This window comes from Reyranella sp. (assembly GCF_004297265.1).
Classification (GTDB): Bacteria; Pseudomonadota; Alphaproteobacteria; order Reyranellales; family Reyranellaceae; genus Reyranella.
This window is the reverse complement of record NZ_SCUT01000061.1, coordinates 43,201-56,081: the sequence shown is the minus strand read 5'-3', so window position 1 is coordinate 56,081 and position 12,881 is coordinate 43,201. Positions and strand designations below refer to the sequence as shown.

The 12,881-nt window shown below is 66.6% G+C and carries 13 protein-coding genes; 7 read left to right on the top strand and 6 right to left on the bottom strand.

Going from position 1 to position 12,881, the window contains the following annotated elements; all coding sequences use genetic code 11:
* Positions 1–18: 18 nt before the first annotated feature.
* Positions 19–1,242 carry a crosslink repair DNA glycosylase YcaQ family protein gene (locus EPO41_RS27740; RefSeq protein WP_296332418.1) on the bottom strand — a complete coding sequence of 408 codons (1,224 nt, stop codon included), beginning with the start codon at positions 1,240–1,242 and terminating at the stop codon, positions 19–21.
* Between the two features lie 76 nt (positions 1,243–1,318).
* Between EPO41_RS27740 and EPO41_RS27735 the strand changes: the two genes are divergently transcribed.
* The gene (locus EPO41_RS27735; protein ID WP_296332417.1) at positions 1,319–1,714 is read left to right on the top strand and encodes a VOC family protein; all 396 of its coding nucleotides are present in this window, start codon (positions 1,319–1,321) and stop codon (positions 1,712–1,714) included.
* A gap of 12 nt (positions 1,715–1,726) precedes the next feature.
* Here the strand turns inward: EPO41_RS27735 and EPO41_RS27730 are convergent, their stop codons facing one another.
* The 3 genes from EPO41_RS27730 to EPO41_RS27720 form a co-directional block, all read right to left on the bottom strand.
* Entirely contained in the window at positions 1,727–1,876 is a 150-nt protein-coding gene (locus tag EPO41_RS27730) for a hypothetical protein (protein ID WP_296332415.1), read from the bottom strand.
* 184 nt (positions 1,877–2,060) lie between these two features.
* Positions 2,061–2,321 carry a hypothetical protein gene (locus EPO41_RS27725; protein ID WP_296332413.1) on the bottom strand — a complete coding sequence of 87 codons (261 nt, stop codon included), beginning with the start codon at positions 2,319–2,321 and terminating at the stop codon, positions 2,061–2,063.
* A 28-nt stretch (positions 2,322–2,349) separates the two neighbouring features.
* A complete protein-coding gene (locus tag EPO41_RS27720) occupies positions 2,350–3,726 on the bottom strand; it encodes an amidase (RefSeq protein ID WP_296332411.1) in 1,377 nt (458 codons plus the stop codon).
* A 49-nt stretch (positions 3,727–3,775) separates the two neighbouring features.
* Here EPO41_RS27720 and EPO41_RS27715 point away from each other — a divergent pair, with 49 nt between their 5' ends.
* A complete protein-coding gene (locus tag EPO41_RS27715) occupies positions 3,776–4,426 on the top strand; it encodes a DUF2161 family putative PD-(D/E)XK-type phosphodiesterase (RefSeq protein WP_296332409.1) in 651 nt (216 codons plus the stop codon).
* Positions 4,427–5,224: a phosphodiesterase gene (locus EPO41_RS27710; RefSeq protein ID WP_296332407.1), complete on the top strand. Its 798-nt coding sequence runs from the start codon at positions 4,427–4,429 to the stop codon at positions 5,222–5,224.
* On the opposite strand, the gene EPO41_RS27705 is transcribed toward EPO41_RS27710, so the two are convergent.
* Both EPO41_RS27705 and EPO41_RS27700 read right to left on the bottom strand, forming a co-directional pair.
* The gene (locus tag EPO41_RS27705) at positions 5,209–6,297 is read right to left on the bottom strand and encodes an amidohydrolase family protein (RefSeq protein ID WP_296332405.1); all 1,089 of its coding nucleotides are present in this window, start codon (positions 6,295–6,297) and stop codon (positions 5,209–5,211) included. The genes EPO41_RS27710 and EPO41_RS27705 overlap by 16 nt on opposite strands.
* 69 nt (positions 6,298–6,366) lie before the next feature.
* A complete protein-coding gene (locus EPO41_RS27700) occupies positions 6,367–7,989 on the bottom strand; it encodes an inorganic phosphate transporter (protein ID WP_296332403.1) in 1,623 nt (540 codons plus the stop codon).
* 138 nt (positions 7,990–8,127) lie between these two features.
* On the opposite strand from EPO41_RS27700, the gene EPO41_RS27695 reads away from it, so the two are divergent.
* The 4 genes from EPO41_RS27695 (at position 8,128) to EPO41_RS27680 (ending at position 12,867) form a co-directional block, all read left to right on the top strand.
* On the top strand, positions 8,128–9,135 hold the full coding sequence (locus EPO41_RS27695; RefSeq protein ID WP_296332401.1) for a transglutaminase family protein: 1,008 nt from the start codon (positions 8,128–8,130) through the stop codon (positions 9,133–9,135).
* Positions 9,136–9,288: 153 nt separating this feature from the next.
* On the top strand, positions 9,289–9,918 hold the full coding sequence (locus EPO41_RS27690; protein ID WP_296332399.1) for a hypothetical protein: 630 nt from the start codon (positions 9,289–9,291) through the stop codon (positions 9,916–9,918).
* The gene (locus tag EPO41_RS27685) at positions 9,915–11,408 is read left to right on the top strand and encodes an O-antigen ligase family protein (RefSeq protein WP_296332397.1); all 1,494 of its coding nucleotides are present in this window, start codon (positions 9,915–9,917) and stop codon (positions 11,406–11,408) included. The genes EPO41_RS27690 and EPO41_RS27685 overlap by 4 nt, the downstream gene beginning before the upstream one ends.
* Positions 11,409–11,613: 205 nt before the next feature.
* Complete coding sequence (locus EPO41_RS27680; RefSeq protein ID WP_296332395.1) at positions 11,614–12,867, top strand: sugar transferase; 1,254 nt, start codon at positions 11,614–11,616, stop codon at positions 12,865–12,867.
* Positions 12,868–12,881 lie beyond the last annotated feature (14 nt).

The following is a 12,881-nucleotide window of genomic DNA, read 5'->3' as shown; positions in this document are numbered from 1 at the left end:
GTTTCCTTCCAACGCGTGTCACTTGCCCATCCTACTCCACTCGCGCCCCAGTGCCCCAGCGCGAGGCAGGGCGAGGTCTTCGAGGCCCAGCCAGTCCGCCATCAGGCGAAGCTCCTCGCGCATCGGCTCGGCCACGTCGCGCGCCTCGATGCCGGGTTCGAGATGTGCGGCCGGCACCAGCAGCTTCGAGTTCGCTCGGTCCGACTTGAGGTCGATTCGGCCGACGAGCCGGTCGCCCAGCAGGAACGGCAGGACGTAGTAGCCGTGCTTGCGCTTGGCGGCTGGCGTGTAGATCTCGATGCGATAGAAGAAATCGAAGATCCGCTCCGTGCGGTCGCGTTCCCAGATCAGCGGATCGAAGGGCGCGAGCAGGGCGCGCGCCTCGATCCGGCGCGGCTGTCGGGCGGCCGGGTCGAGATAGGCCGGCTGTTTCCATCCCTCCACCTCGACCGGGATCAGATCGCCTGCTTCGACCAATTCGGCGAGCCGCGCCTTGGTGTCGGCAACGGGCAGGCGATAGTAGTCGCGCAGGTCGAACTCGGTGGCGACTCCGAGCGCGCGGGCGGACAGGCGCAGCAACTCCCGCTGTGCCTCCTCGGGCGAGGGCGTCGGCAAGGCCTGGATGTTCGCCGGCAGCACGCGCTCGGTGAGATCGTAGACCCGCTCGAACGTGCCGCGTCGCGTCGCGGTCGTGACGATGCCGGCGAAGAACAGCCATTCGAGCGCCAGCTTGCCGTCGTTCCAGCCCCACCACGGCCCGCGCCTGGGGCCGCCGTCAGCCAGCTCGGAGGCGGCGATGGGCCCACGATCCTCGACCTCGCGCCGGACCTCCTCGATATAGGCGGCCTTCTCGCGGCCGAACTCCTGCAGCTTGCCCTTGCTCTTGCTGGTGCCGGCGGCGGCGCGCGCCATGCTCCAGCGCAGCAGCGGATGTGAGGCGAGCGGCAGCAGGGATGCCTCGTGCGCCCAGAATTCGAAGAGGCCGCGGCGACTCCTGCGGCCCCAGGCCAGCTCGTCGAGATGGGCACTGTCGTAGTTGCCGAGCCGCGAGAACAGCGGCAGGTAGTGCGCGCGGGCCAGCACGTTGACCGAATCGATCTGGAGCAAGCCCAGCCGGTCGATGGCGCGCTTCACATGGCCGAGGTTCGAGGCGCCGCCGGGACGCTGGATGCCGAAACCCTGTGCCGCCAGCGCGAGGCGCCGGGCGGCGGCGGCGCCGATCTTGTCAACTTTCCGAGACACGTCGCCACACTAATCCAGGCGCGGCCGCAACGGCCACTGGATAAGGGCGTTGGCGTTCGATTGAGGGAGGATCGTCATGGAGACCCATCGCGGCCGGCTCATCGACCATCTCCATCTGAAGGTGAGGGACCTCGAGGCGTCCAAGCGCTTCTACAAGGCGGCGATGGAAGCGCTCGGCGTGCCGCTCGTCGAGGGCGCGGATCATTTTTTCGCCGACGAGCTATGGGTCGATGTCGGTCCCGCCGTGGCGCACGTGCACTTCGCCTTCCAGGCCAGGGATCGCGCCACCGTCGACCGCTTCCATGCCGCGGTCCTGGCGGCGGGTGGTCGCGACAATGGTGCCCCGGGAGAGCGGGATTATCATCCCGGCTACTACGCGGCGTTCGCCTTCGATCCCGACGGCAACAATGTCGAGGCCGTTCATCACGGTCCGCACAATCGCTCGGCGGACAGCGTCCATATTACCTGGTGAACGGCGTGGGGCTCAGTTCGGCTTGACCATCGCCTTCAGGCGCCGATCGGAGAGATCGGCCCTGTTGCCCTTGTAGTCCCTCAGGACGTCGTTGGAGTCGATCGCCGGCACGCCCATCTCGCGCGCGACGACGGCGCCCTCGCGCGAGTAACGCAGGAGCAATCGATCGCCAGGACGGCGGCGACGGGAAGCCCACCAGGAGGATCAGGCTGAAGAGGATCCTCTTCCAGAGCGGAAGGTTGGCTGCCGTCGTTTTCCCCGGTTGCGTCATGCGTTCAGTTCCGCGCTCCCCAATGCGCGGCGACTATCGGTCAGGCCGCCGTTTGGTCCAATGCGGATGGCCTGCTCACTGGGCCTCAAGCCGCTTCAGAGCCTTCGCGACCGCTTCGGCCTGCCGGTTGGAGACATGCCCATTGGCCCTGAATTCGCTCACGACCTTCCTGAGGAACGGACTGCGCCCGGTGTGAAGTTCGGCGCGCTTCATCAGCGCCTCATGGATGTGGGCTGGCCCGCGATTTCGCGCCGCCTGGCGTGCCCGAAAGACCTTGACGGCGATGGCCACGACAAGCGCCACGCCCACGACGATCAGGATTTCAATCGGCTGCATGATTCCCCAAGCCTGTGCCGGCAGCCGGTCAGCCGACGCCGAGCGCCGTCTCGGCCCGCTGCGCCATCGCCAGCAACGGACGGTCGTGTAGGCGCGGCGCGACGATCTGCAGGCCGACCGGCAGTCCCTCACGACCGGCACCGCAGGGGATCGAGATGCCCGGTACGAGGGCGAGATTGAACAGCGGCGTGAAGGCGGCGTGGCCGCGCGGCCCCACCTCCCTGTTCTCGATGATCTTCGGATAGACCTGCTCGACCGGCCAGGAGACGCAGGCGGTCGTCGGCGTCAGCAGGTAGTCGTACTCGGTGAAGAACTGCGCCACCGCGCGGGCACAGGCGTCGGCGAAGCGGAAGGCGGCGACGACATCGGTTCCTTGCACGGACCGGCCGCGCTCGATCAGGCCCGAAAGGTTGTCGCCAAACAGATTGTGGTCGGCTGCCTGTTGCTTGCCGTAGAGGAGGGCGGAGGCCGAGCTGTTCACCGCCGCGAAAGCGCTTTCGGACGTCTCGTCGGGCCACGTGACGTCGGCTTCTTCGATGCGCCAGCCGGCAGCGCGCAGCTTTGCAACGGCAGACTCGAAAGCCGCCATGACATCGGGATCGACGGCGACGCCGAGGCCGAGCCGCGGACTCACGGCGATGCGTGGGCTGCTGGGCGGCGGCACGTCGAGCAGCGCCACGGAATGCGGGTCCCGCCGGTCGGGGCCGGCCATCACCTCGAAGGCGACCTTGGCATCTGCGACCGTGCGGCCCATCGGCGCCGTCACACCGTAGAGCGGGCCATAGGCGCCGCCGAAACCGAACGGAGCGGGGATGGCGCCGGCCGAGGTCTTGAGGCCGACGACGCCGCAATGCGAGGCAGGCCGTCGGCCCGAGCCGCCGCCGTCAGTGCCGAGGGCTATCGGCGAGAAGCCGGCGGCGAGCGCCGCCGCAGCGCCGCCGGAAGAGCCGCCCGGAGTCAGGGCAGGATTCATCGGATGGCGGGAGGGGCCGTAGACCTTGTTCTCGGTGTGGCCCTTGGCCGCCATCTCCGGCGTGTTGGTCATGCCGAGGAAGACGCCGCCGGCGGCCTTCAGTCGCTCGACGGCGACGGCATCGCGGGGCGGCTTGAAGTCCTTGTAGAGGAGCGAACCGTTGGTGACGGTTCGGCCCTGCACCCAGGTCGTGTCCTTGACGGTGTAGGGCACACCCAGAATGGCGCCGTCGAAGCCCTGCTTGCGTCTCGCATCGACGGCATCGGCGGAGGCGCGCGCCTCGGCGGGATCGAAGTCGACGATGGCGGTGAGCTGCTTGTTCCGCGCCTCGACGCGGTCGATGGCCATCTCGGCCACGTCACGCGCTTTGGTCTTGCCCGTCCGCACGGCGGCGGCAATGGCGGCGGCGCCCCGGTCCAGCAATTCGGTCATCTTTTTTTCCTCATCTGCCTGCTTTCTTAGCATGATAGCGTGCGCCGCCATGACGTTGGAGAGCGACCTATACGCGCCTGTGAAGGCGTTGCTCGAAGGACAGGGCTATGTCGTCAAAGGCGAGGTGCGCGGCTGCGACGTGGTGGCGGTGCGCGGCAGCGAGCCGCCCGTGGTGGTCGAGCTGAAGCGCACCTTCGGGCTGGGGCTCGTCCTGCAGGGCGTCGACCGGCTGGCGCTGACCGATCTCGTCTATCTTGCGGTGGGCCAATGGCCCAAGCAGATGAAGAACGTGAAGAAGCTGTGCCGCCGGCTGGGGCTGGGCTTCATCGTGGTCGCCAAGGGCAAGGCCGACGTGGTGCTCGATCCCGCGCCCTACGCGCCGCGCCAGAACAAGCGCAAGGCAGGCCGCATGCTGGGCGAACATGCCCGCCGGGTGGGCGATCCCAATCTCGGCGGCCAGGCGATGCGGGCGCCGCTGATGACCGCCTACCGCCAGGAGGCGCTGCGCTGCGCCGAGTTGCTGGCGGCGAACGGGCCGATGAAGGTCGCGGCGCTGCGCGCGGCCTGCGATGCCCCGAAAGCGGCCCAGATCCTGCAACAGGATGTCTATGGTTGGTTCGAGAGGGTGGAGCGCGGTGTCTATGCGATTACGCCGAAAGGGCGCGAAGGTCTGGAGCGGTTCGACCGCAAGCCGGCTTGAATGCTGATCGCGCACCTCTCCGATCCGCATGTTCGTCCGGACGGCGAACTGTACCAGGGAGTCGTCGATTCGAATGCGCAGTTCGCAGCGGCGATTGCGCATGTGAACGCGCTCGATCCCCGACCCGACCTTGTGCTGCTGAGCGGCGATCTCGTGGATCATGGCCAGGCCGACGAATACGCCATGCTGACCCGGCTGCTGGCATCGCTCGACGTGCCGGTGCTGGCGATCCCGGGCAACCATGACGAGCGCGAAGCCTTCCGGCGGGCATTTGCCGGACACTCGTGGCTGCCGGCGCAGGGCCCCATCGATTACGCGGTCGGCGATCGAGGTCCCGTGCGCGTCGTGGCCGTCGACGTCACCCTGCCGGGTTTGCACCACGGCGCAATGAGCGAGGAGGGTGCGGCCTGGCTCGATCGCGTGCTGGCGGCGGAACCGTCGCGCCCGACGATCGTGATGATGCATCAGCCGCCGTTCGACACCGGCATTCCCTACATGGATCCCTATTCGTGTCGTGAAGGACAGCGGCTGTCCGCCGTCCTGGCGCGACACAAGCAGGTCGAGCGTCTCCTGTGCGGCCATGTCCATCGTGTCATGCAGTTGCGCTTCGGCGGCACGACCTTGTGCACCGCGCCATCGACGACGACGACGATCGCGTTGCAGCTCCGGCCCGATGCCAGGCCGGCGTCATACATCGAGCCCTCGGCGATGTTGCTGCATCATTGGCAGGAAGGGACGGGGCTCATCACGCACTTCGTCCCGATCGGGACGTTTCCGGGGCCTTATCCCTTCGCCTGAACGGGCCGCTTGCTCTTCAGCTTCAGGAGCCTTGCGGCATTGCCACCCAGGATCGCCTGCTTGTCGGAAGCCGTGAGCTTTGCGCCCGACACGAATTCGATGGGCTCGTACATGCCCATGTCGAATGGATAGTCGGTGCCCATCAGGATGCGATCGCTGCCGTAGGTCTTCACGAGATATTCGAGCTGGCTCTCCTCGAACACGATCGTGTCGAAGTACATCTTCTTCAGGTACCAGCTCGGCTTCTTCTTGATGCAGAGACGGCAGTCCGAGCGCGCGCCGTGGGCATGGTCCATGCGGCCGGCATAGGCGGGCAGGAAGCCGCCGCCGTGCGCCACGCAGACCTTGAGCTTGGGATAGGCGTCGAGCACGCCGCCGAAGATCAGGTGGCTGACGGCCACGGTGGAATCGAGCGGGTTGCCGATAACGTTGCTGAAATAGTGTTCGGAGAAGCGGCGCCCGTCGGGAAAGCCGTTGGGATGCAGGAAGACCAGCACGCCCAGCTCTTCGGCCTTGGCGAAGACCGGCCGGAACTTCTGCTCGGAGAGGTCGGCGCCCGCGACGTTGGTGCAGAGTTCGACGCCGCGCAGGCCGAGCGTTTTCACCGCACGCTCGAGTTCAGCCACTGCGAATTCAGGAGCCTGCATGGGCACGGTGCCCAGTCCGACGAGGCGGTCCGGGTGCCTGGCGACGGTAGCCGCAATGTTGTCATTGATCAGGCGTGCCGCGTCGCGGCCGAGCTCCGGCGGCGTCCAGTAGAAGTATTGCGGCGGGGCCGGCGAGATCGCCTGGATGTCGACGCCCATCTTGTCCATGTCGGCGATGCGTCGCTCGACCGAGGTGAGCATGGGGCGGACCGTCTCGGTCTGGGCCTTCTGGACGGCACGCGTGGCCTCGTTGGAGAAGCGGCCCATCGGCTCGTCAGGCGCGATTCCCGAGGCGGCAACCAATGCGGCCGCTTCGGGCGAAACGATATGGCAGTGGATGTCTATCACCGGTCCGGAGGTCCTTCGGGCGCCCCGCTTCGCTGCGGCAGCGAGACGGCGCGGGCTCGGATCGCAGGTATACAGCATGGCGGCGGTCCTCCTGTTTCGTTGTTGTTGAAACGATAGGCCCGCTGCCGTGTCCGTCAAATCGCTTCCTCAGAATATCTGGAGGAAGAGCATATAGAGGCCGGCCGACAGGGCGATGGCGCAGGGCAGGGTGAGCACCCAGGCCATCAGCAGGTTGCGGACCGTGGCCCATTGCAGTCCCGAGCCGTTGGCCGCCATCGTGCCCGCGACGCCCGACGACAGGACGTGCGTCGTGGACACCGGCAGGCCGTAGATGTCGGCGGCGGCGATGGTGCCGGCCGCCACCAGCTCGGCCGACGCGCCCTGCGCATAGGTGAGATGGCTCTTGCCGATCCTCTCGCCGACCGTGACGACGATGCGCTTCCAGCCAATCATGGTGCCGAGGCCCAGCGCGATCGCCACCGCGACCTTGACCCAGGTCGGGATGAACCGCGTCGCCATGTCGAGTTCCTTCTTGTAGATGTTGAGGGCGGCCGCCTCTGGTTTGGTGAGCGAGTTCTCCTTGTCCTTCATCATGAAGCGCAGGGCCTCCGATGCGAGATACATGTCGTTACGCGTGTTGCTGACGGCTTCGGCCGGGATCTTGTCGACCGAGCCGTACTTGTCGACTTGGTCGGCGATCTCCTTCACCAGCGCGGCGAGAGACACGTAGGTACCCTCGCTCATCTTGCGCTGCGAGATATAGCTCGTAACGGCGGGCCGCGGATTGCCGAGCACATTGTAGCCCGCGGCCTGCTTCTCGATCACGACCGCCGCGGCGGCCGAGGCCGCCTGGAAGGACTCCATCTGGCTCGGCGCCGGCGTGCGGTTCAGTGCGTAGGCGGTGGGCACCGTGCCGATCAGGATCAGCATGATGAGGCCCATGCCCTTCTGTCCGTCGTTCGAGCCGTGCGCGAAGCTTACGCCTGTGCAGGTCAGGATGAGGATGCCGCGGATCCACCACGGCGGCGGCTCCTTGCCCTTCGGCTCGGCGTAGAGCGCGGGATTGCGGACCAGCACCTTCAGCGACAGGAGCACCAGGCCCGCCGCGCAGAAGCCGAACAGCGGCGAGAGCAGCAGCGCGTAGCCGATCTCCGTCGCCTTGCTCCAGTCCACGCCCGAGGTCCCGTCGATGCCGCGCGCCAGCGCGTTGGCGATACCGACGCCGATGATCGAGCCGATCAGCGTGTGCGAACTCGAGGCCGGGAGACCGAGCCACCAGGTACCGAGGTTCCAGATGATGGCGGCGATCAGCAGGGCAAAGACCATGGCGAAGCCGGCGCTGCTGCCGACCTGCAGGATCAGCTCGACCGGCAGGAGCGAGACGATGCCGAAGGCGACGGCGCCGGTGGAAGTCAGTACGCCCAGGAAGTTGAAGACCCCCGACCAGACGACGGCGAGCTCTGCCGGCAGCGAGTGGGTGTAGATCACTGTGGCGACCGCATTGGCGGTGTCGTGGAAGCCGTTCACGAACTCGAAGCCGAGTGCAATCAGCAGCGCCACGAAGAGCAACAGGAACGGCAGGAGGGTCGTGATCCTGGTGCCCGCCGCGTTGACGTCGGCGTAGACGCTGTACACGACATACAGGAATCCGCCCGTCAGCAAGCCGACGAACAGGATCAGGGAAAGCGGATTGAAGCCCTTGTCGAGATCGGGGCGTGGGCTGGGGGCCGCCGGTTCGATCGGCGGTGCCTGCATGGCGACATTGGTCATGATTCTCCCCTCGAGAAACTGCAGGGGGATAATTGCCGGATCTCTTGACGCGCCCGTGACAATGGGCTCAGGGGCCCTGTACTTACCGGTTTCAGCGCGGATGCAACCGCAGGGGCCTTGAGGCATTATCGCGCTCGCATGCGCACCCTCGAGATCGTCCACCGCACTCGTTACGAATATTCCGAGCCGGTGTCGCTCGGCGAACACCGGCTGATGTTCCGGCCGCGCGACAGCCACGACCTGCGGCTTCTTCGCACGGGATTGGTGATCGAACCGGCCGCCCAAGTCCGGTGGATCCACGACCCGTTTGGCAATTCGATCGCCATCGCCTCGTTCGAAGGCACCACCCAGGTGCTCGAACTGCTCAGCACGATCCAGCTGGAGCATTTCGGCGTGCCGCCGGAGCTGCCGCCAATCGAGGAGTTCGCCCGGACCTTGCCCTTCAGCTATGCGGCGGAAGAGGCGCCCGACCTCGCACGCTACATCGAGCGCGCCTATCCGGACCCCAATGCGATCGTCGGTCCGTGGACCAAGCAGTTCATGGAAGGCGAGGGCGGCAACGATACGTTCGAGCTCCTGAAGCGGCTCTGCGTGGGCATCCAGCAGAAGCTGAAATACGCGATGCGCTTCGAGATCGGCACGCAGGTACCCGCCGTCACGCTCGAGACCGGCGGCGGCACCTGCCGCGACTATGCGCTCCTGATGATCGAATGCTGCCGTTCGCTCGGCCTCGCGGCGCGGTTCATCACGGGCTACCTCTACGATCCCGCGCTCGACACTGCGCCGGGCGAGGCGACGACGCATGCCTATCCGCACGCCTGGATGGAGGTCTACCTGCCGGGCGCCGGCTGGGTGGAGTTCGACCCGACCAACGGCATCGTGGGCAGCGAGCGACTGATCCGCGTGGCGGTCGGTCGAGACCCGGAGCAGGCCATGCCGATCAAGGGCACATTCACCGGATCATCCGAGGTTACCGTCAATGCCTCGGTCGACGTGCAGGTTCATACGCTCGACTCCCTGCCCGTCGCCGATCCGGCGGTTCCGCTGGAACCAGCTTCATCACAGGCACCGACGGTCCCGCCGGCCGCTGCGCCAACGGAGCCTGCAGCCCCGGCCGCCCAGGCGTCGCCCACCCAAGCCCTTTGACAATGCAGAAATACAGCGGTTGAGTGCAAAATACGGTCGTGATGCGTCCCGACGATACTGGGGGAGTGATTTCTGGGCGTCTCGATAAATGGGCTGCTGCGTGGCTTGCTGGGCCTCGGCGGGCTTCTTCTCGTCTGGTTCGCATGGCCGGTGATGAAGAGCGCATGGCAGGCACAGCAGGCCGACAGTGCGGCAACGGCGCTCCGCCTTAACTACAGACTATCCCTCGACGCCTTGCTGAATGCCATCGACAGGCTCGACCGCGCCGTCGATCTCGACCCGACGGCGGGTCGTTACTTCCAGCGGTCCGAGCTGCTGGCCGGCGCGGCCCTGTCGCCCAATTTCGCACCCACTGCCCAGCAGCGCACCGAATGGCTGAAACGTGCCGAGGATGACCTCCGCGCGGGCCTGGGTGACGACCCCGCCAGGGGGATACAGTGGCTGCGGCTCTCGTCCGTCCGGCTGGCGCTCGGCGGACCCTCGCAGGCGTCGGTCGCGCCGCTCCTGATGTCGATCGATACCGCACCCATGCTTCTGCCGCTGTGGCCGGTGCGGTTGAGGCTGGTCCTCGACAACTGGCAGGCACTGACGACCGCCCAACGCGAGACGGTCGCCCTCTATGTCGCGCGGACCTGGCAGCTTTCGCCCAACCACGAGTGGTTCGCCGACGCCATCCGCACCCCGGTCGACGAGCTGTTCGTCCGCTATTTCGTCCGCAACGAGGCCGGCGCCCAGGAAGAGCTGACCCGTCTGCTGACGGAGCGCCGGAAAAAGAAGTCATGACGCAATGGACTGAAAAGGGCCACGAACCGGGCGTGGTCGTGCTTCGCGACTGGCAGTGGTTCGTCCGTCGCACCATCGACAAGATCGTGGTCTTCGTCTTCTTCGCCATGGTCGTGCTGGCCGCCCTGCCCATGGGGGCCAATCGGGACTGGGCATGGGCTCCGCTCTGCGTGATGCTCGGCCTGATCGCGATTCCGGTTTCGCTCGGGCTCGGCGCCCGCGGTGGGCATGCCGTGGGGGCGCTCGAACGTCTGCCGTTGCTGGTGCTGGTCGGCTGCTGGCTCTTCTTTGCGGCATTCGCGTTGTGGCAGATGACGACATGGACGCCCCTCACGGCCGACGCCTGGCTGTTCACCCGTGCCGCCGAGATCCTGGGCAGTGCCCATGCGCCGATCCCGGCGATTGCCGCCGACGCGGCCCGCAACTCGCTCCTGAAATGCCTGGCCTGCGCGCTGATCTTCCTGATGGCGCGCGCCCTGTGCCGCGACCGCGACAATGCGCGATGGTTCCTCGTTGCGCTCGTCGCCAGCGGCGTTCTGGTGGTGAGCTATGGCATTGCGATGCAGATGTCGACGAACTCCTGCTACCTCGGCGGCTACTTGCGCAAGCAGTTCGAACTCACTCTGGGCGATCGCTGTTTGATGGGCGGCACCTTCGTGAACAGCAATTCGTTCGCCTGCTACATGGGCATGTGCGTGGTCGCAGCCCTCGCGCTGGTCTTCAGCGGTCACCGCAGGAAGGTCAACGTCCCGTACGGCTACGACGAAGGAGACGACGTCCGCCTCGTGGACTGGTTCACCGGCCCGCGCGTCGTCCTGCTTGCCCTCTCGCTGTTGATGCTGGGGGGCATGCTGATGTCGGCATCTCGCGCGGGTTTCGGCGCGTCGGTGGCCGGGATGCTGATCCTCGGCCTACTTCTCATGCGAGGCCGCTGGCGATCGCGCCCGGAGCTTGGCCGCATCTTCTTCGTCGGACTTGCGGTTTTTCTCGTGGTCGGCGGCGTCGCCGGCAGTGGCATGCTCTACAAGTTTGCCGCCGCGGCCGACGATTCATCGCGCCTGCGGATCTGGGCGGCCGCATTCCAGGCGATTGCGATGTCCCCCTGGCTGGGTTGGGGGTTGGGCGGCTTCGGCGACGTCTTCGCGCTCCTGCAGCCCTCCAACAGCCTGCAGCCCAACGACATCGCCCACTCGACCCCGCTCGAGACGGTGGTCGAACTCGGCGTGGTCGCGGCAATCCCCGCGATGGTCGTGGTGGCATTGCCCTGGGCGGTCTGCTTGCGCGGCGCCCTGACGCGCCGCCTCGCCCATCGCTACCTGCCGATTGCAGCCTTCTCGGTCGCCACCGTTCCGATCCTTCATTCCCTCATCGACTTCAGCCTTCAGATCCCAGCCATCGGCTTCGTGACGGCAGCCCTGCTCGGCATGGGGTGGGCGCAGTCGTTCGGCCGCCGGGACCGGTCAGAGCAAAGCTTTACGCCGCAGGAATGATGGCGATATAGTCATCGCGGGTGCAAGTATGCCGCAGTGGCATGCCCGGAACGGGAAGTTCGGGTGAGGAAGCGCAGCGTATGAGCGTGGAGACGTTCGGCCGGGTCCTGCGGGAATGGCCGATGATGCCACATGGGGAGACGGCGTGCCGAGAGCCATCACGGCTGAGGTAGAGGAGTCATCCGCGGAACAACGGACGTCCGGTATGCCGCGCATGCGGTCGGCGCCCCAGCGTTTCATCGAAACCTGGGTCGATGCCGTGCTCGGCTTCCTGTTCTGCGTCGTGCTGCCGATCCCGCTCTATGCGACCGACGAGCCGTTCGTCGGCCCGTTCGACGCGTCCGAGCTCACCATCGTCACCACCGCCGTCGCCTACGCGATCGTCTGGTACTGCGGCCGTCGGCTGGACGCATTTCCGGGGGCCGGGCTCAATGCGGCACAGGTCGCGCCGGTGGCAGTGATCACCTACGCCCTGATCGCCGCCATCCTCCTGTTGCTGCGTCTCGACTATTCGCGCGTCCAGCTTTTCGGCAGCGGGTTTCTCACCATGCTCTGGATGGCAGTGATCGCACAGCTTCGCGGGCGTTACCTCGTCCGCAACTACGCCGTGACGCCTCATTCGGCGATCGCCTCGCTGCCGCAGCTTCCGACCTGCCGCTGGCTCGATTTCGGCGATGTGCGCCAGCGGCGCCTGAGAGTCGATGCGATCGTGGCCGATCTCAGCCGTGACCTTGGAGAGGGCCAGCTCGCCGCCCTTGCCGATGCGGCCATCGCGGGCGTGCCGGTACTCGACCGGCGCTATGTCGTGGAGAACATGACCGGCCGCACGCCGCTCAGCGGCCTGTCGCCCAATGAATTCGGATCGCTGCTGCCGTCGCGCCAGTACCTCGTCGTCCGGCGAGCCCTCGAATGGACTTTGACCGTTCTCTTTCTGCCGCTGCTGCTTCCGATCATCGCGGTCGTGGCGCTGATCGTCCGGCTCGACAGTCCGGGGCCGGTGTTCTTCCTGCAGACCCGCATCGGCCGGCGCGGTCGCGCCTTCCGGATGATCAAGTTCCGCACGATGTTCGTCGGGGTGCCGGGCCCCAGCTTCACGACCTCATCCGACCCCCGCATCACGCGAAGCGGCCACTTCTTGAGGCGCTGCCGGCTCGACGAGCTGCCGCAGCTCTTCAACATCCTGAAGGGCGACATGAGCTGGGTCGGCCCGCGGCCCGAGGCGGCCTCTCTGGAAAAGGGCTATGTCCGCGACATCGAGCACTTCGCGCTGCGCGGCATCGTGCGGCCGGGTGTCACCGGCTGGGCGCAGATCAACCAGGGCTATGCCCACGAAGCCGACGCGATGCGCTCGAAACTCGAGTACGACCTCTACTACCTGAAGCACTGCTCGCTGTGGCTCGACATGGTAATCGTCCTCAGGACCTTCGCGGTGGTGTTCCGCGGCACCGGCGCGCGCTAGGTTCCGGGCCGGAT

Bases quoted from the DNA above. Each gene is read 5' to 3' on its own strand.
- EPO41_RS27720 (WP_296332411.1), bottom strand. From the start codon at position 3,726: ATGACCGAATTGCTGGACCGGGGCGCCGCCGCCATTGCCGCCGCCGTG.
- EPO41_RS27725 (WP_296332413.1), bottom strand. From the start codon at position 2,321: ATGCAGCCGATTGAAATCCTGATCGTCGTGGGCGTGGCGCTTGTCGTG.
- EPO41_RS27700 (WP_296332403.1), bottom strand. From the start codon at position 7,989: ATGACCAATGTCGCCATGCAGGCACCGCCGATCGAACCGGCGGCCCCC.
- EPO41_RS27715 (WP_296332409.1), top strand. From the start codon at position 3,776: ATGACGTTGGAGAGCGACCTATACGCGCCTGTGAAGGCGTTGCTCGAA.
- EPO41_RS27690 (WP_296332399.1), top strand. From the start codon at position 9,289: ATGAAGAGCGCATGGCAGGCACAGCAGGCCGACAGTGCGGCAACGGCG.
- EPO41_RS27680 (WP_296332395.1), top strand. From the start codon at position 11,614: ATGCCGCGCATGCGGTCGGCGCCCCAGCGTTTCATCGAAACCTGGGTC.
- EPO41_RS27685 (WP_296332397.1), top strand. From the start codon at position 9,915: ATGACGCAATGGACTGAAAAGGGCCACGAACCGGGCGTGGTCGTGCTT.
- EPO41_RS27695 (WP_296332401.1), top strand. From the start codon at position 8,128: ATGCGCACCCTCGAGATCGTCCACCGCACTCGTTACGAATATTCCGAG.
- EPO41_RS27710 (WP_296332407.1), top strand. From the start codon at position 4,427: ATGCTGATCGCGCACCTCTCCGATCCGCATGTTCGTCCGGACGGCGAA.
- EPO41_RS27735 (WP_296332417.1), top strand. From the start codon at position 1,319: ATGGAGACCCATCGCGGCCGGCTCATCGACCATCTCCATCTGAAGGTG.
- EPO41_RS27705 (WP_296332405.1), bottom strand. From the start codon at position 6,297: ATGCTGTATACCTGCGATCCGAGCCCGCGCCGTCTCGCTGCCGCAGCG.